The organism is Williamsia sp. DF01-3 (assembly GCF_023051145.1).
Taxonomy (GTDB): domain Bacteria; phylum Actinomycetota; class Actinomycetes; order Mycobacteriales; family Mycobacteriaceae; genus Williamsia.
This window is the reverse complement of sequence record NZ_JALKFS010000005.1, coordinates 2853601-2879781: the sequence shown is the minus strand read 5'-3', so window position 1 is coordinate 2879781 and position 26181 is coordinate 2853601. Positions and strand designations below refer to the sequence as shown.

Below are 26181 nucleotides of genomic sequence, written 5' to 3'. Positions count from 1 at the left end.
GAACCGCGATGAAGCTCCTGGTCACCGGCGGAGCCGGTTATGTGGGTAGCGTCTGCGCTCGGGTGCTGATCGAGCACGGCCACGACGTCACCATCATCGACAATCTCTCCACCGGCAACGTCGACGCCCTGCCCGACCACGCCGCGTTCATTCAGGGCGACGTGAGTGAGGTCGCGCCGCGAGTACTCGGCTCCGACTCATTCGACGGCGTACTCCACTTCGCGGCGCAGTCGTTGGTGGGTGAATCGGTCGAGTCACCCGAAAAGTACTGGTACGGCAACGTGGTCGAGTCGTTGGCCCTCCTCGAGGCGGTTCGGAAATCGGGGACCCCGCGACTGGTGTTCTCCTCCACCGCGGCCACCTACGGCGAACCTGAGTCGGTGCCGATTCTCGAGTCCTCACCGACGCGACCGACGAACCCTTACGGCGCAACAAAACTGGCCATCGACCACGCCATCACGTCCTACGCGGCGGCCCACGGGCTTGCCGCGATGAGCTTGCGGTACTTCAACGTTGCGGGCGCACATGCCGGCGCCGGCGAGAATCGTCAGGTCGAGACTCATCTGATCCCGCTGATCCTCCAGGTCGCCCTCGGGCACCGGGACCACATCAAGGTCTTCGGTACCGACTACCACACCGATGACGGCACGGCGATACGCGACTACATCCACGTGTACGACCTGGCGCAGGCACATGTGCTGGCGCTCGAATCGGCGATCGCCGGACGTCACGCGATCTACAACCTGGGCAGTGGGACGGGATTCTCTGTGCGGCAGGTCATCTCGGCGTGTGCAGAGGTGACCGGTCTCGACATCCCCGTCGTCGATGCGCCGCGTCGCGCCGGCGACCCCGCCGTCCTGATCGCCTCGAGCGACAAGGCCATCGCCGACCTCGGGTGGTATCCGGAGAAGACAGATCTGCCGGTCATCGTCCGCGACGCCTGGGAGTTCACACGGGCCCTCGGTGATCGGGCGCACTCGGCGGCCGCCGCCGCCGCTCGTTGACGTCCGTTCTCAGGCTGCCGGCCGCATCACGGGTTCCGGAAGTGTCACGCCCAGTGACCGCGCGACGATGAATCCTGATTCGGCGCATTCGCTGATCCTGTGGGGTGGGATCCCCCGCACGAGGGCATCGCTGTACAACACCGCCATCGAGTAGTCCGGGCAGGCGCGCAACGCGACGTCGAACGCGGTGCCTGCCATAGCGCCGTTGCCGTGTACGTAGTAGATGAATCCGAGCAATGTAGCCGCAGATGCCTGTCCGCGACCGCGGAGCCGACGAGCAGCCTGCGTCCACGCCCGCTCGGCGTCCATCCATCGGTCGGTGACCGCCAGCGCCAGCAGTGAGTCGCGCACGTAGAACTCCCGAAGGGCCTTGTCGAAGAACCGGAGATCGGCACACGTCAGCTCACGACCGTCCTCGAGCACGTCCAGGGCGCTCTCGAGGTCGAGCCTCTCCTGGAGGCGGCGAAGGCCATCAACCAAGGTCGGCAACGCAATTCGCTGCGGCCCCGCCGACTCGGCCCACCGTCGCAGTGTCGACGGAGCAACTGTCGTCTGGTCCAGCGACTGCGGGACCCGGTTCACCCAGTGCGCGGTGTCGTCCACTCGACCACACTCCTGTGCGTCCAGCTCGTCGCCCTCCTCTGAGCCGAACAGAGCACTCTCCGCGCGTTCGTCGTGGATCCGCCAGTACGCCCTGTCATCGTCGGCGGCTACGGCGTGGGCGTCACAGGCCGGATCCGCACAGTGCGGAAGGGCTGACAAACTGTTCACCATCTCGTCGCGGGTCATCAGTACTCGCCTGCCGTTCTTGACGGCGCGTGCGATGGCCACCGGGCTGATCGTCGGGTCACCCACCACACCCGTGACCGGGCCGCTCCCCTGTTGTACGTCGGACCTGTTGTCCCACATCGTCATCCAGTGAGAGCCTGCTGTGATGGCAGGCGTCACGAAACCGCCGTACAGTCCGCCGACCGCGGCCAGATGCCGATCGATGATCGCGAACAGGCGCCGATAGTGGGGGCTGTCGGCCGGATGGGCGCCGTCGATCACGACCCCCATCACAAGCTGTGCGTCATACGACTCGCACACGTGCGCGAGGTGCTCGATGAGCGCGAGCATCTCCGAGGTCGGACGACCCCTGTCATCGAGCACAAGATCGTGTCGCATGGTGGTGCCTATCTCGCCATCCTCGCCGTCGAGGGTGATGAGGACCAGAGAACGCTCCGGGATGAAGCCGAGGAGGGCTGGGATGGCGGTGATCAATGCTCCCGGGCCGGATACCGATGTCGCGTAGCTGTCAGATGTCATGCACCGATGTTCGGGGCACCCGACAACAAAGGTGATGGCGCGAGGACCGATTCGGCCGGGTTGTCCACCGTTCCCGGGTTGTCCACAGCGGCCGACTCATCCACGCGAGCGAGAGACCGCCTTGGTGTACAAGTCGTCGAGTGCCAACCCATCCGATCCGGGCCTCGGACCTGCGACGAGGGAGGTGACGTATACGCGTACCCCGTCGTTCTGGGCCACCAGCGCGGTCATCGTCTGAGTCATCGCGCCCGAGACCGTGACCCGGCGGAACGCCATCGACTCGTCGGATTCCGCGGGCGAAGGAGGCAGGATCGTGGTGGTCACGGTGGCGGTCGCACCGAATGCGTCGGTTGTGTACGACGGGCAGTTCTGGATCTGGGTCTGCAGGTCGGCCAGCGGCGAGTTCACCAGAACCGACACCGCGCTGAGGGTTCCCGCATTGGGCCCTGCGCCGGTTGCCACCCACGCCACTGCTTGCCCACCGCCACTGGGCAACGGTCTGGGGGCGCAGTTCGGTGGGTTCACACCGCCGCCGGTGGGAACTCCCGCCGTATCGGCGAGCACGGCGCCCAACTGGTCTCCGGTCACCTCTGTCGGCGAGTAGCCGGCCGGAAAGTCTGCAGCGGTGACGGACCGAGACGCGAGGTCGACGCTCGAACTCGAACTCTGCGGCTCCGCCGATCCCGTCGATGCTGCCGTCGGCTCACCGTCGACCGCGGACGTGCACCCGGCAACCGCGATGACAGCGACCATCGCCAGCAAGGACAACCCCCGTCGCCCCGCTCGAAAACCTGTCACCCGGCTCACCCCGACACCCAACTCACCGGACCCACTGTGCCACCGCGAGCAGGCCATCGGGGCGCGCGACACGATTAGACTGCCCACTAGTGACAGCCGCCGGGGCGACTGCTGCGCGAACATCACCGAAGACAGCGATCAGGCGACGCCGCGAGGAGAACAACGGTTATGGGGATCATCGGCAAGATCAAGGGTGAACTCGTCGACATCATCGAATGGATCGATGATTCGCGCTCCACGTTGGCCTGGCGGTTTCCTCGCTACCACAACGAGATCAAGAACGGCGCCGAGCTCATCGTCCGTGAAGGTCAGCAGGCTGTTTTCGTCTACCGCGGGCAGCTCGCCGATCGGTTCGGTCCGGGCCACTACCAGCTCACCACCGAGAATCTCCCCTCCTGAGCACCCTGCAGGGCTGGAAGCACGGGTTCAACAGCCCCTTCCGGTCCGAGGTGTACTTCATCAACACCCGGCCGGTCACCGACCTTCGCTGGGGTACCGCCAATCCGGTCACCGTGCGCGACCCGGATTTCACCATGGTCCAGGTGCGGGCCAACGGTTTGTGTGTCGTTCGGGTGGCTGAACCTGACATCTTTCTTCGCGAGGTGATCGGCACCGACAGCGAGGTGGACGTGGAGGAGATCTCCGAGCTGTTGAGGCGTGTCATCACACTGGCGTTCTCGGACATGATCATGGAAACCCGTCTCGGCGTGATCGACCTCCAGGGGCGCCAGGTCGAGTTGTCGGAAAAACTCCGGGACTTCGTCGCCGAACGCGTCGACGACGAGTTCGGGCTGTCGATCGACTCGATCACGATGAACATCTCGCTGCCCGACGAGATCACCTCGGCGATGACGCGTGGTGTCGCCCGCGGCGTCGAGGAGGGCGGCTTCTTGAACAACGTCGGCGACCTGGGCCGCTATCAGCAGGGCAGAGCCGCCGACGCCATGCTCGCCGCAGCCCAGAACCCCGGTGGGGGTGCAATGGGCGACATGATGTCGGCCGGGATGGGCGTGGCGTTGGGCAGCCAGATGGCCGGCCAGTTCGGCGGGCAGGCGCAGCAGGCGAATGTGGCTGCGCCACAGGGGCCTCCACCGTTGCCCGGGGCCGTCACGTTCCACATCGACAACGGCGGTCAGCCGGCGGGTCCCTACACCGTCGCCCAGCTGCAGGGTGCGGTCGCGTCGGGGCAGTTCACCGGGGCGACTCTGGTGTGGACCCAGGGCATGCCCGGATGGGCGCAGGCGGCGACCGTTCCCGCTCTTGCCGGCCTGTTCGCGACCCCGCCACCCATCCCGACCACCACACCATCGGTGTAGCCATGAACGACGACGACTTCGGACCGCCGCCGCTGCCTGGTCATGCTCAGCCGGACGCCTCGCCTTCGGGCTACGCCGCGCCGCCGTCCTTCGACCCGCCACCATTGCCGACGCGTGACCCGCGACCGGCCGCGCCCCAGCAACCGGTACCCGGACCATCCGACCCCGAGCGAGCCCAGTTCCAGGTCACCGAGCGGACGCGTACCTATCCGTGCGACACCTGCGGGGCACAGTTGGTGTTCGACCCGGCGTCACAGCAATTGCTGTGCCCGAGTTGCGGTCGTTCCCACCAGATCGTGCTGGATCCGAACCGGCGGGTGGTCGAACACGACCTGGCCTCCACGATGACCCAGCTGCGCGGGCTGATCGCCGAGAACTCGTCGGGTCAGACGGTGAGCGAGCGCGAGATCGTCTGCCAGAGTTGTGGCGGCAGAACAACCTTCAGCGGCACCCTGACCGCCACCCGGTGTCCATACTGTGCCACGCCAATCCAGCGCGACGACATCCACGACGCCCCCACGCGACTTCCTGTCGACGGCATCCTGCCGTTCCAGGTCGACGACAAGCAGGGCCGCGAGGTGATCGAGAAGTGGATCAACAGTCGCTGGTTCGCCCCCACCGAGTTCAAGAAGTACCGCGAGGTGGGCGCGTTCAGCAGCGTGTACGCCGCCTACTTCACCTACGACGCCGACACCACGACGTCGTACACCGGAATGCGCGGCGACAACTACACGGTGACGGTCGGCAGCGGCGACAATCGCCGCACCGAGACCCGCACGCGGTGGAGTCACCGTTCCGGTGTCGTGGGGGTCGACTTCGACGACGTGGCGGTTCTGGCGAACACGGGATTCGACACCGACAAGGTGCATGAACTCGAGCCCTGGCCGACGGCTCAGGCAACGCCGTACACACCCGAGTTCGTCGCAGGCCATTTGTGCCGGACCTACGATCACGACGCGGACCAGTGTTTTCCGGTGGCCCAGGCGCGGATCGACGCCGGGATCGACCACGCGATCCGTCGCGACATCGGCGGTGACCACCAGCGGATCAACAGCAAGGACACCAGGTACAACGCCCTCACGTTCAAGCACGTCCTGCTGCCGATCTGGCTGCTCACCGTGGTCTATGCAGGTAATCCGTTCCAGGTCTTCATCAACGGGGTGACCGGCGAGGTGCAGGGCCAACGTCCGTGGAGCAAGGTGAAGATCGCGTTCGCCGTGCTCGCGGCCCTGATCGTCATCATCGCAGTGGTCGCCACGTGGGCGGCACTGCGATGACCGCATCCGCCGAGATGCCGTCATGACCACCGCGATCGTGGTCGTTGTCCTCGTCGCATGCGTTGCCGCCGCGGTGGGTGTCTTCCTCATGACCCGCCGGATCCGAGACAGCGCGGTGCGCTCGAACGAGATCATCCCCGGCCAGCCCACCAATGCGCCTGCGGCATGGGCAGGTTCGCACGACCCGGAAGCGCGGCTGCACCGGCGCATTCGCGACGCGCTGGCCCTCCTCCGCGCCGACCCGAAGCTCGAGTACGACGGCGAACGTATCGACGCCAGGGTCCGAATCGAGCTGGCCGCAACAGATCTCGACAATTGGCTGATAGCGGTGTCCAAAACGCCCCCACGACTGCGGGAAACCGCGCTTGCTCACGCCGACTCCGCGGTCACCGAGTTGGAGAACGTGGCGGCCGCATTGTCCGGTGGGGCAACAGTGCAGCACGATCGGGTCGACGAGCTGATCACCAGGATCAGCTCGCCGCCGGCACTGGATGCTTGACCTCCCGCGAGGTCAGCTCCCGCGTTTGATCCATTCTTCGAGGTGTGGCGACTCGGTACCCACCGCGGTGGAGTCACCGTGTCCGGTGTGCACTTTCGTCCCTGGATCCAACGTGAAGATCTTGGTCCGAATCGACTCGATGATCGTCGGGAAGTCCGAGAACGAGCGACCGGTTGCGCCGGGTCCGCCCGAGAAGAGAGTGTCGCCGCTGAACAGCACACCGAGTTCTGGTGCGTAGATGCACGACGAACCAGGCGAGTGACCCGGGGTGTTGATCACGACGAGGTCGGTGCCCGCGACACTGATCTTCTGACCATCGGCCAGTTCCTCCGGAGCGACATCGGCGTGCGTCTGGTCCCACAGCATCCGGTCACCGGGGTGCATCTTCATCGGGGCATCGAGCGTGCGCGACAACTCGGGGGCCACCGTGATGTGGTCGTTGTGGCCATGGGTGAGCAGCACGGCCTTGACCGTACGTCCGGCGACCGCCTCGATGATCGGCGCCGACGAATGTGCGGCGTCGATGATGACGACCTCGGAATCGTCACCGACGAGCCAGATGTTGTTGTCGACATCCCACGTACCGCCGTCGAGACTGAACGTGCCCGAGGTGACGACGTGGTCGACGCGAACGGTCACAGGATCACCACCGAACGCAGGACCTCGCCGGCCTCCATCTTGCTGAACGCGGCTTCCACGTCGTCCAGTCCGACGCGCTCGGTGACGAACAGCTCGAGTGGCAACCTGCCCTGCTGGTACAGGTCGACAAGCATCGGGAAGTCACGCTCGGGCAGACAATCGCCGTACCAGGACGACTTGAGGGCCCCGCCGCGAGAGAAGAAGTCGACCAGTGGCATCTCCAGGGTCATCTCCGGCGTCGGCACCCCGACGAGCACGACGACACCTGCCAGATCGCGCGCGTAGAACGCGGTCTTGTACGTCTCGGGACGGCCGACCGCATCGATGACCACGTCGGCACCGTTGCCGTCGGTGATGTCCTGGATGGCGGTGACGACATCGTCGGTCACAGAACCATCGATGGTGTGGGTGGCGCCGAGAGAGGTCGCCCACTCCAGTTTGCGGGCATCGCGGTCGACCGCGATGATCTTGGTCGCGCCGGCAAGCCTGGCGCCCGCGATGGCGGCATCGCCTACTCCACCGCATCCGATCACCGCGACGCTGTCGCCGCGGCCGACGCCACCGGTGTTCATCGCGGCTCCGATGCCGGCCATGACACCGCAACCCAGCAATCCGACCACGGCCGGATCGGCATCGGGGGCGACCTTGGTGCACTGTCCTTCGTGAACGAGCGTCTTGTCCGCGAACGCGCCGATACCGAGTGCGGGGGTCAGCTCGGTGCCGTCTTGCAGGGTCATCGGTTTGCTCGCGTTGAACGTGTCGAAGCAGTACCAGGGGCGACCACGCTTGCAGGCTCGGCACACACCGCATACGGCGCGCCAGTTCAGTACGACAAAATCGCCGGGTTCGACATGGGTGACCTGATCACCGATGGTCTCCACGATGCCGGAGGCCTCGTGTCCCAGCAGGAACGGGTAGTCGTCGTTGATGCCGCCCTCGCGGTAGGCGAGGTCGGTGTGGCACACGCCGCAGGCAAGGATGCGTACCACCACGTCGCGGGGGCCTGGATCGGGGATCGTGATCGTCTCGATCGTGGTCGGGGCCCCTTTTCCTGCCGAGACCACACCACGCACCTGCTCTGCCATGATTGCCTTTCGCTGCACTGACCGTGTTTGTCGGCGGTCTGACCGCCACGTCTTCACCCTAATGTTTGCTTGGTTTCGCTCACGGCGAACTCGCTGGGGAATTGACACCGTTCGAACCCCGTTGAGAACACTAGTCGCCATCGAGCCCGTGGTCAGGGCTGACTCTCGGCCAGGGATTGGTTCGAACGGCCGATCATGGGCGACAATGGAGAACACTTATCCACACGACAGCAGGACTGGGCAGCGAGGAGGTTCGCCATGGACGACAAGTCCACGCTCTACGAGCTCGAGTTTCCAGCGCCACAGGTAACCGGCGATGAGGGTGACGGACCGGTATTGGTCCACGCGCTGGAGGGTTTCGCCGACGCGGGCCACGCGATCAAACTCGCGTCGGACCACTTGCGGCAGAGTCTGGAATCGGAATTGGTGGCGACATTCTCCACCGACGAACTGATGGACTACAGATCGCGCCGTCCGTTGATGACGTTCACCGGGGACCAGTTCACCGACGTGGCGATGCCCGAGCTGACGCTGCATGCCGTGCGCGACAACAACGGCACACCGTTCCTGCTGCTCTCCGGCGCCGAGCCGGACCTGCGCTGGGAACGGTTCGTCGCTGCCATCCAGGGCTTGTCGGATCGGTTCGGGGTGTCCACCGTGATCGGTCTCAACGCCATCCCGATGGGGATTCCGCATACCCGGCCGTCCACCATCACCGCGCATGCGAACGACAAGGACCTGATCGCTTCGCTGCCCCGGTGGGGCTCGGAATTGAAGGTTCCCGCCAGCGCGTCGATGCTGCTCGAACTCCGGTTGGGACAGCACGGTCTGACCACTGCCGGACTCTCCGTCCATGTGCCGCACTATCTTTCGCAGGCGGAATACCCCGCCGCGTCGCACAAGTTGCTCGAGTCGCTCGGCGAGATCACCGGACTGGATCTGCCGACGGCCGCACTGGCCAACGCCGCGGAGAAGGTCCGCAGCCAGGTCGACGCCGAGGTGTCGGGCAACCAGGAGGTCGAGTCTGTGGTCGCTGCGCTCGAAACGCAGTACGACACCTTCAACCAGGCGCAACAGGAGAAGACATCTCTGTTGGCCGCCGAGGGCGATCTGCCCACCGGCGACGAGCTCGGGGCCGAACTGGAACGGTTCCTCGCCACCCAGACCGGGGATGCCGGCAGCGACCGCAACTCAGACGATGATCCGGGCCAGGCGGGCGACGGCACTGCCGGCTGACCGCCGACGGTGGCCTAACCTGCATTGGTGACACAGTCCGCAGAGGCTCAGCCGCTCGCCTTCCCGAATCCCGGGGACGCGGAGCCCGATGGCCTGTACACCGCGTTCGTCGACTGGTGGGCTGCGCGCGGGATCGAGGTGTACCCCCACCAGGACGAGGCGCTCCTCGAGCTCGCCGCCGGGTCGAACGTGATCGTCTCCACTCCCACCGGCTCCGGTAAGTCGCTCATCGCCAGCGGCGGACTCTATTTCGCTGCCGCACAGGGCCGTCGCGCCTTCTACACGGCGCCGATCAAAGCGCTGGTCAGCGAGAAGTTCTTCGACCTCTGCGCCCAGTTCGGCGCCGAGAACGTGGGCATGCTGACCGGGGATGCCTCGGTCAACGCCGGCGCCCCCATCATCTGCGCCACGGCCGAGGTGCTGGCGAACATCGCCCTGCGGGAAGGCGCTGATGCCTCCATCGGCATCGTGGTGATGGACGAGTTCCACTACTACTCCGAGCCCGACCGTGGCTGGGCGTGGCAGGTCCCCCTGATCGAGCTGACGCAGAGCCAATTCGTCCTGATGTCGGCGACACTGGGCAATGTCGACTTCTTCATCGAAGATCTACGGCGTCGTACCGGACGTGACACCGCCGACATCACCGGCACCACTCGCCCGGTGCCGCTGGAATATTCGTACTCCACCCGGCCCGTGCACGAGACCATCGAGGATCTGATCGCCAAAGACCGGGCGCCGGTCTACGTGGTGCACTTCACCCAGGTCTCCGCGATGGAACGCGCACAGTCGCTGCTCAGCGCCAACATCTGCAGCCGGTCCGAACGCGATGCGATCGCAGCGGAGATCGGCGATTTCCGTTTCAGCACGGGCTTCGGCAAAACCCTGTCGAAGACGGTCCGCGCAGGAATCGGGGTGCATCATGCCGGCATGTTGCCGCGCTATCGACGCCTTGTCGAACGCCTTGCCCAGCAAGGGCTTCTGCGCGTTGTGTGCGGGACGGACACCCTGGGTGTCGGCATCAACGTGCCGATCCGCACCGTCCTGCTGACCGGGCTGACCAAGTACGACGGCGTGCGTCAGCGCCATCTGCGTGCCCGCGAGTTCCATCAGATCGCCGGAAGGGCGGGCCGGGCCGGGTACGACGTCCGCGGTTTCGTGGTCGCCCAAGCGCCCGATCACGACGTCGAGAACGCCCGGCTGGTTGCCAAGGCCGGTGACGATCCGAAGAAGCTCAAGAAGATTCAGCGCAAGAAGGCGCCGGAGGGATTCGTCTCCTGGGGTGAGGCGACATTCGACAAGCTCATCGACGCTCCGCCCGAACCCCTGCGATCCCGGTTCGGTGTCAGTACGTCCATGTTGCTGGAAGTGATTGCTCGCCCGGGCAACTGCTTCACGGCCATGCGTCACCTGCTCGAGGACAATCACGAGACCCGGGCCCGTCAGCGCTGGCACATCCTTCGGGCGTTGTCGCTGTATCGGTCCCTGGTCAACAGCGGCGTGGTCCTGCGACTCGATGAACCCGACGACCTGGGCCGCTACGCCGTGCTGGCTGTCGACCTGCCGAACAATTTTGCCCTGAACAACCCGTTGTCGCCCTTCTCCCTGGCGGCATTCGAGCTGCTGGACACCGACTCCGAAACCTACACCCTCGACCTGATCTCGATTGTCGAGGCTACATTGGAAGATCCGCGTCCGGTGCTGATGGGCCAACAGAAGGTCGCAAGGGACGCGGCCATCGCGCAGATGAAGGCCGACGGGGTCGAGTACGAGGAGCGGATGGAACTCCTCACAGAGGTGACGTGGCCACGACCGCTGCGCGACTTCATCTTCGAGGCGTTCGGCACTTATCAGCAGGGTCACCCGTGGGTGATCGACACTCCCCCACGCCCCAAGTCGATACTCCGCGACATGATCGAACAAGGGATGGACTGGGGCGACCTCATCTCGCGTTATGCACTGGCCCGCAGCGAGGGCGTGGTGCTGCGGTATCTGACGGACGCTTATCGCACCCTGCGGCAGAGTGTTCCCAATTCGGCACGGACAGACGAACTCGACGACGTGATCGAATGGCTGGGCGAGCTGGTTCGCCGGGTGGACTCGAGCCTGCTGGACGAATGGGAGCAGCTGACACACCCCGACCAGGCGATCGCCGACCCGCTGGCGTCCGTGACGCCACCGGGCCGGGCGCCGAACACTCGAGCTACCCGAGTCGAATTGCGCAACAACATGTTCCGGTTCGTCAACCTGTTGGCCAACCGGAATTGGACCGCACTGCATGCCGCCTACCCCGATCTCGACTGGTTCGACGAGACCGCTGAATTCTTCGACGAGTACGGCGCTCCGGGCGCGGGGCCGGCAGCCAGGAGCCCGGCCTTGTTCTCGGCGGAGGCCGACGGTGACGAGTGGGTTGCCCGCCAGGTCCTCGACGACCCCGACGGTGACCACGGATGGTCGATCGTTGCCAGGTACAGCAAGCCCGACACCGCCGAGGACGAACCCGAGTTGCTCGACCTGCACATCCAGGCCGGATGATCTATTGACAGCATGCTGTCATATTGACAGTATGTTGTCATGTCCTCAGATCGCGTGACCTCCGTCGTCCACCTCGCCGTCTACAACACACTCGCCGACTGGGAAGCCGGTCACGCCGTCGCGCACATCAACGACCCGGAGCATCAGAAGAGACCCGGTCACTACCGGATTCGTACGGTCGGACCCACCACCGACGTGGTGACCACCGCGGGCGGCGTGCGCATCGTGCCCGACCTAGCGATCGGTGACCTGGATCCCGATGACAGTGCAGTGCTGATCCTCCCCGGAGCGGGCGCGTGGATGACCGGCGACCTCGGCGACTTCACAAACGCCGCGGCCGCCTTCCTGTCAGCCGGCGTTCCCGTCGCCGCGATCTGCGGCGCGACCGTCGGACTGGCCCGAGCCGGGTTGCTCGACGGTCGTCGTCACACCAGCAATGCCGCCGAGGCGTTGTCGTGGACCGGATACTCGGGTGCGGTGAACTACGTCGACGAACCAGCGGTCACCGACACCAGCACGCCCGGCCACCTCATCACCGCCGCCGCCATGCAGCCGGTGGCGTTCGCCCGCGAGATCTTCGCCGAGCTCGACCTCTATACCCCCGAGGTCCTTGCGGCCTGGTTCCGGCTCTACAGCGGCGACCCCGCCGGCTATCACGACCTGATGGCCCTTCAGGCATGACAGATCCTCAGGACCTGCTGAGCGATTCGGCCCTCACCACCTTTCGGCTCAACGGCCAGTTCATGGCCTTGGCAGAACAATTGGCCGAGCCTGCCGGGCTGACCGCGACCCGTTGGCAGGTGCTCGGCGCCATCCTCGGTGAACCGTTGACGGTCTCCGACATCGCACGCACGATGGGTATCACAAGACAAAGTGTGCAACGCACCGCTGATGTGCTTGCCGCACAAGGCCTCGTCGCCTACCACGACAACCCGGCCCACCGGCGGGCCAAGCTTGTGGAGGCCACCGGTGCCGGGCGCGATGCCGTGCGTCGGATCAACCCGGGGCATGCAGCTCTCGCCGCGCAGTTGTGTGGCCACTTGGGTGTCGAACGCTGGGAGGCCGCGCTTGCCGGTCTGCGGGACCTGTCCGCCGCGCTGGAGTCGCTGGAGGCGGCGAAGTCGCCGAACTGACCGGACTCGAACGGCACGCAGCAACTACACGGGGCGCGCAGCACCGGACGCGGTGACCAGGTCGGCAATCAGTGTTGCAAGCGTGCGATATTCGGCTTCTCGTCCGCTTGTCACGCGCCACACCAGACCGATGCGACGCCCCGGGCAGGGCGAGTCGAACCGTGCCGTTGCCAGTGAACCCCGGGCAGTTTCGGTGCGTTCGGCCGTCGCGGGTATCAACGTGACCCCCAACCCACCTTCTACGCACTGCACAGCCGTGGCCAGCGACGCCGCCCGTGTGGGGCCCATATCCGGACGCACCCCCGCGAGGCGGCAGACCTCCAGTGCCTGTTCGCGCAGGCAGTGCCCTTCGTCCAACAACAACAGCGGAAGATCAGCCAGCGCAGCCGGATTGACCTCACGTGCACCGGCGAGTGGATGGCCCGCCGGCAGGGCGAGGACAAAATCCTCGTCGTACATCGGGATCTCCGTCATCCCCGGCACGTCGGACGGCAACGCGATCATCGCCGCGTCGATCGAATTGTGGCGCAGAGCTTCGAGCAACGGGCCCGTCCGGTCTTCGACCACTCTCACCGTCAGAGCAGGAACATGTTCACTCAGTCCGCGCAACACAGTCGGCAAGACATACGGCGCGACAGTCGGGATCAGACCCAGTCGGAGAGTACCTGTCATCGGCTGGGTGACTCCCGCAGCGGCGTGGGTGAACGAGTCAACGGCGTCGATGGCGAACATGGCCTTGGGCAGCAAGGCATTTCCCTCGTTCGTCAAGAAGACACGCCGGGTCGACCTCTCGACCAGTTTGACCCCCAGTCCGGCCTCCAGGGCCGCGAGTGCTTGGGAGAGCGACGGCTGACTGATACCGAGACTGGTTGCCGCAGAGCCGAAATGGCGTTTCTCGGCGACGGCTGCAAAGGCCTTGAGTCCGGCGATGGTCGGTTGATAACTTTGATCGGCCATACCTATCACCTTAGTGCTACTCATCACGTTTCCTTTTCGCCCGTACTTGGGCACGATGGTTCAGTGCGTACTGACGCGTCCGCACACATCGAAGATCTGAAAATCTCGCATCTCTAGTCGAATACCAAGGAGCACCATGGCTTTGCTGACCATCGGCGACCAATTTCCTTCCTACAACCTGACGGCCGTGATCGGTGGCGACCTCTCGAAGGTCGACGCCCAGCAGCCCGATGACTACTTCACCACCATCAGCAGCGACGACCACCCGGGCAAGTGGCGCATCGTGTTCTTCTGGCCCAAGGACTTCACGTTCGTGTGCCCCACGGAGATCGCCGCCTTCGGCAAGTTGAACGACGAGTTCGCAGACCGCGACGCCCAGGTCCTCGGAGCGTCCGTCGACAACGAGTTCGTGCACTTCCAGTGGCGTGCGCAGCACGAAGATCTGAAAACGCTTCCCTTCCCGATGCTTTCGGACCTCAAGCGGGAACTCGCATCGGCAGCCGGCGTGCTCAACGCCGACGGTGTCGCCGATCGTGCGACGTTCATCGTGGACCCGAACAACGAAATCCAGTTCGTCTCGGTGACGGCCGGTTCCGTCGGCCGCAACGTCGACGAGGTCCTGCGGGTGCTGGACGCACTTCAGTCCGACGAGTTGTGCGCCTGCAACTGGAAGAAGGGTGATCCGACCATCAACGCTGGTGAGCTGCTGACCGCAAGCGTCTGACGCTCGCAACAAGGATTGGGTGAGACATGAGTATCGACAACCTGAAGAACGCGCTGCCCGAGTATGCGAAAGACCTCAAGCTCAATCTCGGGTCGATCGCTCGCACAACGGTTCTCAAAGACGAGCAATTGTGGGGCACCCTCCTGTCCACCGCAGCCGCGACCAAGAACGCGGTGGTGCTCAAGGAGATCGCCGACGAAGCAGCCGACACACTTTCGGCAGAGGCGTACAACGCCGCACTGGGCGCCGCGTCGATCATGGGCATGAACAACGTGTTCTACCGGGGCCGGGGCTTCCTCGACGGCAAGTACGACGACCTGCGACCCGGGCTGCGGATGAACATCATCGGCAATCCCGGCGTCGACAAGGCCAATTTCGAGCTGTGGTCGTTCGCGGTGTCGTCCATCAACGGGTGCGGTCACTGTGTGGCCGCTCACGAGAACACCCTGCGCGAGGCCGGCATCGACCGCGAGGCCATTCTCGAGGCACTCAAGGTGGCTTCCATCGTCGCCGGCGTGGCAGCCGCACTGAGCACGGCCGACGCACTCGTCGGATAGACCCAACACACAGAACCCACCCGTTCCGATCGAAGCCGGTCGCCGTTGTCGGCCGGCTCACCGGAACCGGTGGGTTCTGTTGTCGAGTGACTAGCTCAGGGCGTCGGAGATCCGCTCGGCGAGCTCGGCCACCTGCGCGCCTGTCATCACGAATGCCGGCGAGATCTGCAGTGCGCCTTGGCCTGCTGCCCGTCCGCTGACGCCGTGAGCGCGCAGAGCTGCCACGGCAGCAGGTGCCCGCGAAGGCTCCTCGAGCTGGACGGCGCTCACCGCACCGAGCCCGCTGCGGACCTCGCTGACCGCGTCCAGATCAGCAAGCGGCGCAAGCGCCACATGCAGATCGGACTCCAAGCGGGCAGCATCTTCGAGCAGACCTTCGGTCTCGATGATGTCGAGGTTCGCCATGGCTGCTGCCGCGGCCCCGGCGTGACCTCCGTATGTGTAACCGTGGCGCCACCAGGCACCGCCGGAGTAGAACGGTTCGGCGACGTTCGGGGCGATGAACACCGCTCCCATCGGCACGTACCCCGACGTCAATCCCTTCGCGGTGGCGATCATGTCGGGTTGCAGGTCGAAGCGACTCGAGGCGAACCATGATCCGCCGATCCGGCCGAAGCCGGTGACCACCTCGTCGGCGACGAACAGCACATCATGGTCGCGGCAGATCTGGCGCACCTCGGCGAGGTAGCCCTCCGGCGGGAGGTAGATCCCGCCCGCCCCGATGATCGGTTCACAGAAGAACGCAGCGATGTTCTCGGCACCGACCCGCTCGATCAACCCGAGCAGCCCTTTGGCGTCATCCCAGTCGACAGTGGCCGCATCAGCCATGAGATCGCCGTAGTTCTCGCGGTTCGGGGGCAACCCGGACAGCGCGGTGCCGCCGACGTGCATACCGTGATACGCCTTCGTGCGGCCGACCACGATCTTCTTGTCGGGCCTGCCCATCTCATGCCAGTAGCGGCGCGCCAGTTTGACGGCCGAATCGATCGAATCGCTACCGCCCGAGGTGAAGAACACCTTGCTCCCCGGTACCGGAGCGAGGCCGGACAGACGGTCGGCCAACGCCGCCGTGACGTCGGAAGTGATGTCACCGAAGCCGGAGTAGTGCGCCAGTGTGCTCAACTGGTTCGCCACCGCGTCAGCGATCTGCGTGCGTCCGTGCCCGACGTTGGTGAACCACAGGCCTGCTGTGGCGTCGAGATACTTGTTCCCCTTGTCGTCCCAGATGTGGACGCCTTCACCCTTGGTGACCACGAAGGGTCCCGTGGTGCTCACCGCGCCCATGTCGGCGAATCCGTGCCAGAGACCGGCAGAAGTTGAGACTGTCATGTGAACATCATGCCTGGTGTCCACCTGGTTTCCTCCGGGGCCGCAGCCACTCTCGTGTCAATCCGTGTTCGGGCGCGCCGGGAGCGGGGACACGGGTCCGCCCGACATTGCCGGATCCGCCGCTCAGGTAGGCTTGATCAGTTATGTCGACTTCGTCCAACCAGCCGGAACAGTCCGCCCGGCGTAAACGGCGACGACGTCCGACCAGCCGCTCCACTCGCACCGACCGGCCGGATCCGGCCGTGATCGAGCGCCGGCGCGCGCTCGTCCCCACGATCAGTTACCCGCCGCAACTGCCGGTGTCCGAGGCCCGCGATGCCATCGCCGAGGCGATCTCGGAGCATCAAGTTGTTGTCGTCGCCGGTGAAACCGGTTCCGGTAAGACCACACAGCTACCCAAGATCTGTCTCGAGCTGGGGCGCGGACTGGCCGGCAAGATCGGTCACACTCAGCCTCGCCGACTCGCTGCGCGGTCGGTTGCCGAACGGATCGCCGAGGAAACCGGGACCGAACTCGGCGGCGTCATCGGATATTCCGTGCGCTTCACCGACAAGGCAGGCGACGACACGCTGGTCAAGGTGATGACCGACGGCATTCTGCTGCGTGAATTGTCCCAGGACCGAATGCTCCGTGACTACGACACCCTGATCATCGACGAGGCCCACGAGCGAAGCCTCAACATCGACTTCATCCTCGGCTACCTCAAGCAACTGTTGCCTCGCCGCCCCGACCTGAAGATCATCATCACCTCGGCGACCATCGAACCCGGCCGGTTCGCCGACCACTTCGCGACCGATGACGCACCGGTGCCGATCATCGAGGTGTCCGGCCGCACCTATCCGGTGGAAATCCGCTATCGCCCACTCGTGGTCGATGACGAGGACGAAGCCGACCTCGATCAGCTACAGGCCATCGGGGCCGCCGTCGACGAGCTGTGCTCTCACGGCCCAGGCGACATCCTGGTGTTCCTGCCCACCGAACGCGAGATCACCGATACCGCGAAATCGCTTGCGCACCTTGAATCCCGTGGCATCGAGATCGTCCCGCTGTTCGCCCGGTTGTCCGCGGCAGACCAGCACAAGGTGTTCTCCAGTCACCGAGGGCGGCGAATCGTGTTGTCCACCAACGTCGCCGAGACATCGCTGACCGTTCCGGGAATCCACTACGTCATCGACGCCGGCACCGCCCGGATGTCGCGCTACTCCACGCGCACCAAGGTACAGCGGCTGCCGATCGAGCCGATTTCGCAGGCCAGCGCACGGCAGCGGGCGGGGCGGTGTGGCCGCGTCGCCGCAGGCGTGTGCATCCGGCTCTACAGCGAAGAGGACTTCGAGAGCAGACCCGAGTACACCGAGCCAGAGATCCTGCGCACCAACCTCGCGTCGGTGATCCTGACGATGACCTCTCTCGGGCTCGGCGACGTCGGTCGGTTCCCGTTCGTACAGCCGCCGGATCAGCGTGCGATCCGAGACGGCCAGCAACTACTGGACGAACTCGGGGCGCTCGAACCTGCCTCGGCAGAAAACCCCGTACGCCGACTCACCCCGATCGGACGATCACTCGCTCGCATACCTGTCGATCCGCGACTGGCGCGCATGCTGGTCGAGGCCGACAAACAGGGCGTGGTCGGCCCGATGCTCGTGTTGGCGGCCGCACTGTCGATTCCGGACGTACGCGAGCGGCCGGCCGAGCATCGCCAGGCAGCCGATGCCTCGCATGCGCGCTTCGCCGCTCCGGGGTCGGAGTTCCTGACCCTGCTAAATCTGTGGACCTACCTGGACGAGCTCCGCTCGGAGTTGTCGTCGAACCAGTTCCGGAAGCGGTGCGGTCGAGAGTATCTGCACAGCTTGCGAATCCGCGAATGGCGAGACCTGCACGCGCAGCTCGTCCGGATCGCCAAAGACCTCGGGTGGTCGGTTCCTGCGACGGTGACCGCACCCGACCATGAATCGCCATCGGCGGCATCGATTCATCAATCCATCCTGTCTGGTCTGCTCAGCCAGATCGGCGTCCGCGAGGGAGACGCCAAGGAGTTCCTGGGCGCTCGCGGCACGAAGTTCATGATCTTCCCCGGATCTCATCTCTCCTCGAAACCACCACGGTTCGTGATGGCGGCCGAGATCGTGGAGACCTCTCGGCTCTGGGCGCGTACCGCCGCCCGCATCGAACCGGAATGGGCCGAGCGCCTGGCCGGGCACCTCGTCAAACGTCAGTACAGTGAGCCTCATTGGTCCGGGAAACACTCAGCGGCCATGGCCTACGAGCGGGTCACCCTCTACGGCGTCCCGTTGGTCACCAAACGACGGGTGAACTACGGCTCGATCGATCCCGCGGTTGCCCGCGAGTTGTTCATCCGCCACGCGCTCGTGGAGGGCGACTGGCGTACACAGCACCCGTTCTTCCACCGCAATCGCGCGTTGCTCGAGGACGCCGAGGAGTCGGTGCACCGGGTGAGGCGCACCGACGTCATCGTCGACGACGACCAGCTCTTCGCCTTCTACGACCGTCATATCGGCGGAGAAGTGGTGTCGGGCAGACACTTCGACACGTGGTGGAAGACCGCACGCAAAGCTGACCCCACCTTGCTGGATCTGGATCCCGCCGACCTCGTGGCCGACACTGCCGCCACCGACCCGGCCGGGTTTCCCGACCACTGGCGTCAGGGAGACACGAGTTACGCCTTGAGATACCGGTTTGAGCCCGGCACCGTCGATGACGGCGTGAGTGTGCTCATCCCGTTGTCGCTGCTCGTGCGTGCCCGGCCCTCTGGATTCGACTGGCTGGTCCCTGGTATGCGCTTGGAACTGATCACCGAGCTGATCCGCACACTGCCGAAATCCCTACGGCGGCAAGTGGGACCGGCCCCCGACCTGGCCGCGAAAATACTGGAGTCGGTGACACCGAGGAGCAAGCCTCTCACCGAGGCGGTGGCCGCTGAGATCCGTGCGCGCACGGGAGTCGACGTCGCAGCATCAGATTTACGACTTGCCGCACTCCCCGACCACCTGCGTATGACCTTCACCGCGGTCACCACCGACGGCGAAGTTCTCGGACGTTCCAGTCGCTGCGCGAACTCCAGGATCGACTGGCCGGTAGATCTCGCGCGGCTCTGGAGAGTGAGGCCGGCACCGCATCCCGACCTGTGGCCACCACGTGGACCGCTGACACCTTCGGAGACATCAGCCGTACACTGCGCAGTTCTGTTGCTGGGCAAGACATCACAAGCTATCCTGCGCTGACCCGCCGAGGCAGTGGTTTCACGGTGGTCGCCGTGCCCACCCAGGCCGAGCAGGCTGCGAACATGTACGACGCTGTTGTCGAGATGATCGTCTCCAGCGTTCCGCCACTACGACCGTCGGTGACATCGACACTGAGCACCGCCGAGAGACTCGCACTCAGTCAGAGCCCCTACCCGGACACCGCCGCTCTTCTGGCCGACTGCGTTCGGGCTGCCGTGGTGGACCTTGTGCCCAACCCGCCAAATGTCTGGACGCCAAGCGAATTCGCTGCACTTCGGGAGAATGTGGCCCGCCAGGTAGCCGGGAGGGCAACGGACAAACTACGCAGGGTGGCGACGATCCTGACCCGCGTGGCGCCCCTACGCACGGCGATTACCGCGGCCGGTAGATCGATCGCCGCCGACGACGTGCGGGACCAGCTGGAGGAGCTGTTGTTCGACGGATTCGTCTCTGCGACACGCGACGAACACCTCGCGGAGATCCCCCGCTACCTCGATGCTGCGAGGTCGAGACTCGAACAGCTCCCGGCAGGCGCCGCTCGCGATGCCCAGGCGATGGCTGCCATCGACCGGGTGGTGTCGGCGTGGACTGATCACCTGCGACACGTTCCGCCCGGTCGGCGGGACGCAGTCAACGAGCAAGCTGGATGGATCGTCGAAGAACTGAGAGTCGGATTGTTCGCACAGCACCTGCGTACTGCGTATCCCGTGTCGGAGAAACGGGCGATCAAAGCCATCCGGGAACTGCGCTGATCCGGCGGCACGACATGCCGGACGAAACCCGTCAGGGTCTGGCGGCTCGCAGATCGTCGATCTCTTTTTGGAAGTCTTCGACTGAGTCGAACGAGCGATACACCGACGCAAAACGAAGGTAAGCGACCTCGTCGAGATCCCGTAACGGGCCCAGGATCGCCAGGCCCACTTCGTTGCTGGGAACTTCGGCCGATCCTGAGGCGCGGACAGCCTCTTCGACCTGCTGCGCGAGCAGGTGCAGACGGTCATCGTCTACCGCGCGGCCCTGGCAGGCGCGCCTCACGCCCCTCATCACCTTCTCGCGACTGAAAGGTTCGGTGACACCGTTGCGTTTGACGACCGCAAGGACTGCGCTCTCCACCGTGGTGAACCGCCGTCCGCATTGCGAGCAGGCCCGCCGACGACGAATCGCCTGGCCCTCGTCGGCCACCCGTGAGTCGACGACCCGCGTGTCCTCGTTCTTGCAAAACGGGCAGTGCATGCAGGGTTCCTCGGACGTCAGCGGCCCCGTCGGAATGACCGGACACTCTGTTGTAGAGGATACCGCCCGGCCGATTGCTTGCCCCAACACTGCGGCTACCGCGCGTAGATCGGCGTCACCAGGGATTGCCCCGGCGACAACGCTGAATTGCTCATCGCGTTGAGGTCCATGATCTTCTCCACCACCGCTTCGGTCGGCATCTCGGGTGCGATTCGAGAGGCGATGTCGCCCAACGATTCTCCCGACTGCACATGGACGACAGCGGTCCCGGTGTTCGCCGGAGCGGCACCGCTCTCGACCACCCGGCCGAAGAACATGAGGAACAACACGAGCATCATCAGGCCGATTCCGACCACGGCGGCCCCGGCCCAGGCACGTCGGCGGAAATACACATCGCGCTCGACGGCGACCGTCGGTGCGGAACTGCCCGGCTCGGCGCAGCCAACCACAACACGGCGGTCGGCGGCGAGCCTGCGGTCGGCCGGCCGACGAGTACTGTCGACACGCGCTCGCGCCGTGCGGGTGTACTGATCGGAGGCGACGGGCCCACCGACTCGGGCGAGGCGGCGACGGGGCCGCTCAGCGGCCGGGCGGCTGATGGTGGTGGCTGCAGTCATTGTTCGATCCTCGGGTCAACAGTTCGATCACTCGTTCGATTGAACGATTGTTCGAGTTGTATCACGGTGGTCCGACACACGCCACGCCCAATCGAACAAATGTTTGAGAGTTGTGACAGATTGCATTAGCGTGATCCCCATAATCCAACGAACAACGTGTGCGTTTACCTCTCTCGACAGCTACGACACCTTGGCCGGACACCATACGAACTGGAGGACCTGATGGCCGATACGACAGACACCCGGACGCCGCCGGACGCGGCGGCCGCGACGGTGGTCACTTCCGAACCGCTGGCCGAGGGGTCGCTGACCCCGCGCCAGAAAGCCGTGCTGGAGGTGATCCGGGCGTCGGTCCGCGAACGCGGCTATCCCCCGTCCATCCGCGAGATCGGTGATGCTGTCGGCCTCACCTCCACGTCGTCGGTCGCTCATCAGCTCCGAACCCTCGAGCGCAAAGGATTCCTCCAGCGCGAGAACAACCGTCCCCGGGCGGTCAACATCCAGGACACCGACCTCAATCCGGCCACGGCTGCCGGCCAGGTCCAGGTCCCCGACGAATCCCTGCCGACACCGACGTTCGTTCCGGTCCTCGGCCGCATCGCGGCCGGCGGGCCGATCCTGGCCGAGGAAGCCGTCGAAGACGTGTTCCCGCTACCGAAAGAGCTTGTCGGGGAAGGATCTTTGTTCCTCCTGCGAGTGGTCGGCGAGTCGATGATCGATGCCGCCATCTGTGACGGCGACTGGGTGGTCGTCAGGCAGCAGAATGTCGCAGACAACGGCGACATCGTTGCGGCCATGATCGACGGGGAGGCGACCGTCAAGACGTTCAAACGCACCAAGGATGCGGTGTGGCTGATGCCGCACAACCCAGTGTTCGACCCCATCCCCGGCGACAACGCCGTGGTGTTGGGGAAAGTTGTCACGGTGATGCGGCGCCTCTGAGGCGTCCGGCAACATCCTCGGTAACCGGGCAGACGCGGAGACTACGCAGACACGAGTGGGGTGCACCTTCCGGTGCACCCCACTTCGCGTAGTTCTGAAACTCGTACTCAGACGCCGAGGCTTCGGCCGATGACTTCCTTCATGATCTCGGTGGTGCCGCCGTAGATGGTCTGAACTCGTGAATCGAGGAAGGCCTTGGCCACCGAGTACTCACGCATGTAGCCGTAGCCGCCGTGCAGCTGCAGGCAACGATCGATGAGGTGGACCTGGTTCTCGGTGGCGTAGTACTTCGCCATCGCCGCGTCCGGAACGGTGAGCTTCTTCTCGTTGAGCAGTTCGATACACCGATCGACGAACACACGGGTGGTAGCGGTGGACGTCGCCAGTTCGGCGAGCAGGAACCGCGAGTTCTGGAAGCTACCGATCGGGCGGCCAAATGCCTTGCGGTCCTTCGTGTACTGGATTGTCGTCTCGAGAACCGACTCCATGGCGCCGGCCGCCACAACAGCGATCGACAGGCGCTCCCGCGGAAGGTTCTGCATCAGGTAGATGAAGCCCATGCCCTCCTCGCCCAGCAAGTTCTCGGCGGGCACCTTGACGTTGTCGAAGCTCAGCTCGGCGGTGTCCTGCGCCTTCATCCCGACCTTGTCGAGATTGCGGCCGCGTTCGAATCCCTCCATACCGCGCTCGACCACCAGCAGGCTGAACCCCTTCGCACCGGCCTCAGGGTCGGTGCGGGCCACCACGATGACGAGGTCGGCGTTGATGCCGTTGGTGATGAACGTCTTGGAGCCGTTCAGCACCCAGTTGTCGCCGTCTTTCTTGGCGTTGGTCTTGATGCCCTGCAGATCGGAACCGGTGCCGGGCTCGGTCATCGCGATCGCGGTGATCAGCTCACCGGAGACGAAGCCGGGCAGCCAACGTGCCTTCTGCTCGTCGTTGCAGAGGTCGAGCAGGTACGGAGCCACCACGTCGTTGTGCAGCGCGAAGCCGATACCGCTGTAGCCGCCGCGGACGGTCTCTTCGTCGATGATGGTGTTGTAACGGAAGTCGTCGACTCCCCCGCCGCCGAACTCCTCGGGAGCCTCCACCGCGAGGAATCCGTTCTTGCCTGCTTCGACCCAGACATCCCGGTCCACCAGGTTCTGCTCTTCCCAGCGTTCGTGGTTCGGTGCCACGTGCTGTTCGAGGAAGCTCCGGTACGAATCGCGGAAGAGAAGGTGCTCGGGCTCGAAAAGGGTGCGTTCCATCGTCAGGTCTCCATTACAGGTGGCATTGGTTGGATATCCAACTGTAACCGGATTCTACATCTGGCCCAAAGCTGCAGTTCGGAGCGCTATTCGGCCGCCTCCGGGATGGCCAGAGATGCCAGCTGGCGCGACAGCGCGGCGGGCACCGTGGCGGTGATCGCAGTCCCGTCCGGCTCGTGACGTTCGGTCAATACGTCACCCTCGGCATGGATCCGCGACACGAGGTCGCCACGCTCATACGGCACCCGGACGCTGACGTGCACGTCATTCCTGGCCACCGACTCCCGGATGCGATCGAGGAGTACGTCGATGCCCTCGCCGGTGGCCGCCGAGATGAACACGGCTGTCGGGAACAATCCTTTCAGCTGCGCGAGTACCAGCGGGTCGGCGGCATCGATCTTGTTGATCACGAGCAGTTCGGGAGGAGCCGTTGCCTTCTCCTCCACGAGCACGGATTCGATCACCTTCCGCACCGCCATGATCTGGTCGGTCGGAACCGGGTCCGAACCATCAACGATGTGCAGGAGCAGATCGGCGTCGGCAACCTCCTCGAGGGTCGAACGGAAGGCCTCGACCAGCTGGGTGGGCAGATGCCGGACAAATCCGACGGTGTCGGTGATGACCAGTTCACGGCCATCCTCGAGGGACATCTGACGGGTTGTCGGATCGAGGGTTGCGAACAGGGCGTTCTGGACCAGCACGCCCGAGCCGGTCAGCGCGTTGATCAAACTCGACTTGCCGGCATTCGTGTACCCGACGATGGTCACCGCTGACGCGGCAGCCTGCTTTCGCTTGGCCCGCTTGGTGGTTCGTGACGTCTTCATCTCGCGGATCTCGCGCCGCAGTTTCGCTGTGCGTTCGCGGATCCGTCGACGGTCGGTCTCGATCTTCGTCTCACCGGGTCCGCGCAGTCCCACGCCGCCATTGCTGCCGGCACGGCCACCCGCCTGCCGGGACATGGATTCACCCCAGCCACGAAGCCGCGGGAGCATGTACTCCATCTGCGCCAGCGCGACCTGCGCCTTGCCTTCTCGCGACGTCGCGTGCTGGGCGAAGATGTCGAGGATCAGCGCAGTTCGATCGACGACCTTGACCTTGACCACTTTTTCCAGAGCAGTCAGCTGAGCAGGGGTCAGCTCGCCATCGCAGATGACGGTGTCGGCGCCGGTGGCCAAGACGATCTCACGCAGCTCGTGAGCTTTGCCGGACCCGATATAGGTTGCCGGATCCGGCTTCTCACGACGCTGGATGAGACCTTCGAGAACTTCCGACCCTGCCGTCTCGGCGAGGGCCTTGAGCTCGGCGAGACTGGAATTGGCTTGCGCAGTGGTGCTGCCCTGCGTCCAGACCCCGACCAGGACAACCCGTTCGAGTCGCAGCTGGCGGTACTCGACCTCGGTGACGTCGGTGAGCTCTGTGGACAATCCGGCGACGCGCTGCAGCGAACTGCGTTCGTCGAGTTGGAGTTCGCCGATCGTCGGCGCGTCGCGCTGGTCGTTGCCGGCTTTGTTGATTTCGGTCATGAGATCACCATGGTGACACTCGGGTAGGTGTGGTGCATACCGATTTTAGAGCCATCCCTCGTTGAGCACTCCGGCGCCGACGAGTACCGACGGGCCGCGCAGCGTTGTGTTCTCGTCATCGACCGTCACCGTGATCTGACCCCCGGGAACGTTGACGAGTACCGTCCCCTCGGACCTTTCCATGAACCGCAGAGCAGCGGCGCCGGCGGCGACGACTCCGGTACCGCAGCTGCGGGTTTCACCGACTCCGCGTTCGTGGACCCGCATCGTGATCTCGGCGTCCACCGTGTCCACGGCGTCCGCAACGCCTGCGGACAACGGTGCGGTGATCAGTTCGATATTCACACCATCGGGAAAGACTGCGTTGTCGAACGTGATCGACCCGCACAGGTCGATGTCCGCCAAATCTTCTGGCGTCAGTCCGTCGACCACGCACGCCAGATGGGGATTGCCGACATCCACCGACACCCCGGCGTACCGCCGGCCGTCGATCTGGGCTTTGCTGTCGACGCCGAGACGGGCGGGGCCCATGTTCACGGTGACGTCGGCCGACGAACCCGTCACAGCGTGCACCGTCACCGGACGCGCACCCGCGCGCGACCCGACAGTGAAGGAGCGTTCGGACACGAGCTCGTGCGCGGCAAGGAAATGCGCGAACACCCGGACACCGTTGCCGCACATCTCCGCGATCGAGCCGTCGCCGTTGCGGTAGTCCATGAACCAGTCGTCGTCGGCTATGCCGGCGCCGAGCGCTGTGAGCACACCCGCGTCGCGGAGTGCCCCGGCTGTGGCGACCCGGAGGACCCCGTCCGCCCCGATGCCACGGTGACGATCACACAGCGCCGACACGAACTCCGGGGTGAGGTCCAACTGCACGCCGGGGTCGGGCAACAGCACAAAATCGTTCTGTGTGCCGTGCCCTTTGACGAAATCGACGCGTGCGAACATTCTGTCAACGATACGCGCCCGACCTCCTCATCTGC

The 26181-nt window shown here is 64.9% G+C and carries 22 protein-coding genes and 2 pseudogenes; 13 read left to right on the top strand and 11 right to left on the bottom strand.

Translation table 11 applies throughout. From position 1 onward, the window contains the following. Positions 1-8: 8 nt before the first annotated feature. Positions 9-1004 (top strand): UDP-glucose 4-epimerase GalE, encoded by a 996-nt coding sequence (galE, locus tag MVA47_RS15695; protein WP_247208598.1) that lies wholly within the window; start codon positions 9-11, stop codon positions 1002-1004. A gap of 9 nt (positions 1005-1013) precedes the next feature. On the opposite strand, the gene MVA47_RS15690 is transcribed toward galE, so the two are convergent. Together MVA47_RS15690 and MVA47_RS15685 are read right to left on the bottom strand one after the other, a co-directional pair. Continuing rightward, the gene (locus tag MVA47_RS15690; protein ID WP_247208597.1) at positions 1014-2312 is read right to left on the bottom strand and encodes a DUF4192 domain-containing protein; all 1299 of its coding nucleotides are present in this window, start codon (positions 2310-2312) and stop codon (positions 1014-1016) included. A 96-nt stretch (positions 2313-2408) separates the two neighbouring features. After that, entirely contained in the window at positions 2409-3110 is a 702-nt protein-coding gene (locus MVA47_RS15685) for a hypothetical protein (protein ID WP_247208596.1), read from the bottom strand. A 168-nt stretch (positions 3111-3278) separates the two neighbouring features. Between MVA47_RS15685 and MVA47_RS27290 the strand changes: the two are divergent. From MVA47_RS27290 to MVA47_RS15665, 4 genes and pseudogenes are all read left to right on the top strand, one after another. Beyond that, positions 3279-3922 (top strand): annotated as a pseudogene (locus MVA47_RS27290) (SPFH domain-containing protein); the annotation flags it as partial. Then, positions 3923-4426, top strand: coding sequence for a GYF domain-containing protein (locus MVA47_RS27285; protein WP_374474408.1), 504 nt, complete (start codon positions 3923-3925; stop codon positions 4424-4426). A 2-nt stretch (positions 4427-4428) separates the two neighbouring features. Next, a complete protein-coding gene (locus tag MVA47_RS15670; protein WP_247208594.1) occupies positions 4429-5703 on the top strand; it encodes a hypothetical protein in 1275 nt (424 codons plus the stop codon). A 22-nt stretch (positions 5704-5725) separates the two neighbouring features. Continuing rightward, a complete protein-coding gene (locus MVA47_RS15665; RefSeq protein WP_247208593.1) occupies positions 5726-6202 on the top strand; it encodes a hypothetical protein in 477 nt (158 codons plus the stop codon). A gap of 12 nt (positions 6203-6214) precedes the next feature. Here the strand turns inward: MVA47_RS15665 and MVA47_RS15660 are convergent, their stop codons facing one another. Both MVA47_RS15660 and MVA47_RS15655 read right to left on the bottom strand, forming a co-directional pair. Continuing rightward, positions 6215-6841 carry an MBL fold metallo-hydrolase gene (locus MVA47_RS15660; protein ID WP_023959653.1) on the bottom strand — a complete coding sequence of 209 codons (627 nt, stop codon included), beginning with the start codon at positions 6839-6841 and terminating at the stop codon, positions 6215-6217. Then, positions 6838-7926: an S-(hydroxymethyl)mycothiol dehydrogenase gene (locus tag MVA47_RS15655; RefSeq protein WP_062798541.1), complete on the bottom strand. Its 1089-nt coding sequence runs from the start codon at positions 7924-7926 to the stop codon at positions 6838-6840. The genes MVA47_RS15660 and MVA47_RS15655 overlap by 4 nt, the downstream gene beginning before the upstream one ends. A gap of 258 nt (positions 7927-8184) precedes the next feature. Between MVA47_RS15655 and MVA47_RS15650 the strand changes: the two genes are divergently transcribed. From MVA47_RS15650 to MVA47_RS15635, 4 genes are read left to right on the top strand one after another with little or no spacing between them, the layout of a single operon-like run. Further along, on the top strand, positions 8185-9162 hold the full coding sequence (locus tag MVA47_RS15650) for a proteasome assembly chaperone family protein (RefSeq protein ID WP_247208592.1): 978 nt from the start codon (positions 8185-8187) through the stop codon (positions 9160-9162). Between the two features lie 27 nt (positions 9163-9189). Next, positions 9190-11694, top strand: coding sequence for a DEAD/DEAH box helicase (locus tag MVA47_RS15645; RefSeq protein ID WP_374474209.1), 2505 nt, complete (start codon positions 9190-9192; stop codon positions 11692-11694). A 39-nt stretch (positions 11695-11733) separates the two neighbouring features. Further along, positions 11734-12375 (top strand): DJ-1/PfpI family protein, encoded by a 642-nt coding sequence (locus MVA47_RS15640; RefSeq protein WP_247208591.1) that lies wholly within the window; start codon positions 11734-11736, stop codon positions 12373-12375. Beyond that, positions 12372-12827, top strand: coding sequence for a MarR family winged helix-turn-helix transcriptional regulator (locus MVA47_RS15635; protein ID WP_247208590.1), 456 nt, complete (start codon positions 12372-12374; stop codon positions 12825-12827). The genes MVA47_RS15640 and MVA47_RS15635 overlap by 4 nt, the downstream gene beginning before the upstream one ends. A 24-nt stretch (positions 12828-12851) precedes the next feature. Here the strand turns inward: MVA47_RS15635 and MVA47_RS15630 are convergent, their stop codons facing one another. Next, positions 12852-13784 carry a hydrogen peroxide-inducible genes activator gene (locus MVA47_RS15630; RefSeq protein ID WP_247210828.1) on the bottom strand — a complete coding sequence of 311 codons (933 nt, stop codon included), beginning with the start codon at positions 13782-13784 and terminating at the stop codon, positions 12852-12854. 136 nt (positions 13785-13920) lie between these two features. On the opposite strand from MVA47_RS15630, the gene MVA47_RS15625 reads away from it, so the two are divergent. Together MVA47_RS15625 and MVA47_RS15620 are read left to right on the top strand one after the other, a co-directional pair. After that, complete coding sequence (locus MVA47_RS15625) at positions 13921-14508, top strand: peroxiredoxin (RefSeq protein ID WP_030163409.1); 588 nt, start codon at positions 13921-13923, stop codon at positions 14506-14508. Positions 14509-14534: 26 nt separating this feature from the next. After that, positions 14535-15065, top strand: a complete 531-nt coding sequence (locus MVA47_RS15620; protein WP_247208589.1) for an alkyl hydroperoxide reductase — start codon at positions 14535-14537, stop codon at positions 15063-15065. A 90-nt stretch (positions 15066-15155) separates the two neighbouring features. Here MVA47_RS15620 and MVA47_RS15615 read toward each other — a convergent pair whose 3' ends face one another. Then, positions 15156-16394: an aspartate aminotransferase family protein gene (locus MVA47_RS15615; RefSeq protein ID WP_247208588.1), complete on the bottom strand. Its 1239-nt coding sequence runs from the start codon at positions 16392-16394 to the stop codon at positions 15156-15158. 143 nt (positions 16395-16537) lie between these two features. Between MVA47_RS15615 and hrpA the strand changes: the two are divergent. Beyond that, positions 16538-20385, top strand: a pseudogene (hrpA, locus tag MVA47_RS15610) (ATP-dependent RNA helicase HrpA). Between the two features lie 31 nt (positions 20386-20416). Here the strand turns inward: hrpA and nrdR are convergent. Next, positions 20417-20866: a transcriptional regulator NrdR gene (nrdR, locus tag MVA47_RS15605; protein ID WP_247208587.1), complete on the bottom strand. Its 450-nt coding sequence runs from the start codon at positions 20864-20866 to the stop codon at positions 20417-20419. Positions 20867-20961: 95 nt separating this feature from the next. Further along, positions 20962-21483: a LysM peptidoglycan-binding domain-containing protein gene (locus tag MVA47_RS15600; RefSeq protein ID WP_247208586.1), complete on the bottom strand. Its 522-nt coding sequence runs from the start codon at positions 21481-21483 to the stop codon at positions 20962-20964. A gap of 222 nt (positions 21484-21705) precedes the next feature. Here MVA47_RS15600 and lexA point away from each other — a divergent pair, with 222 nt between their 5' ends. Continuing rightward, positions 21706-22425, top strand: a complete 720-nt coding sequence (gene lexA / locus MVA47_RS15595) for a transcriptional repressor LexA (protein WP_023959664.1) — start codon at positions 21706-21708, stop codon at positions 22423-22425. A 107-nt stretch (positions 22426-22532) separates the two neighbouring features. Here lexA and MVA47_RS15590 read toward each other — a convergent pair whose 3' ends face one another. From MVA47_RS15590 to dapF, 3 genes are all read right to left on the bottom strand, one after another. Continuing rightward, positions 22533-23675, bottom strand: coding sequence for an acyl-CoA dehydrogenase family protein (locus tag MVA47_RS15590; protein ID WP_023959665.1), 1143 nt, complete (start codon positions 23673-23675; stop codon positions 22533-22535). An 86-nt stretch (positions 23676-23761) separates the two neighbouring features. Further along, a complete protein-coding gene (gene hflX, locus MVA47_RS15585) occupies positions 23762-25198 on the bottom strand; it encodes a GTPase HflX (protein WP_247208585.1) in 1437 nt (478 codons plus the stop codon). A gap of 45 nt (positions 25199-25243) precedes the next feature. Continuing rightward, on the bottom strand, positions 25244-26146 hold the full coding sequence (gene dapF, locus MVA47_RS15580; protein ID WP_247208584.1) for a diaminopimelate epimerase: 903 nt from the start codon (positions 26144-26146) through the stop codon (positions 25244-25246). Positions 26147-26181 lie beyond the last annotated feature (35 nt).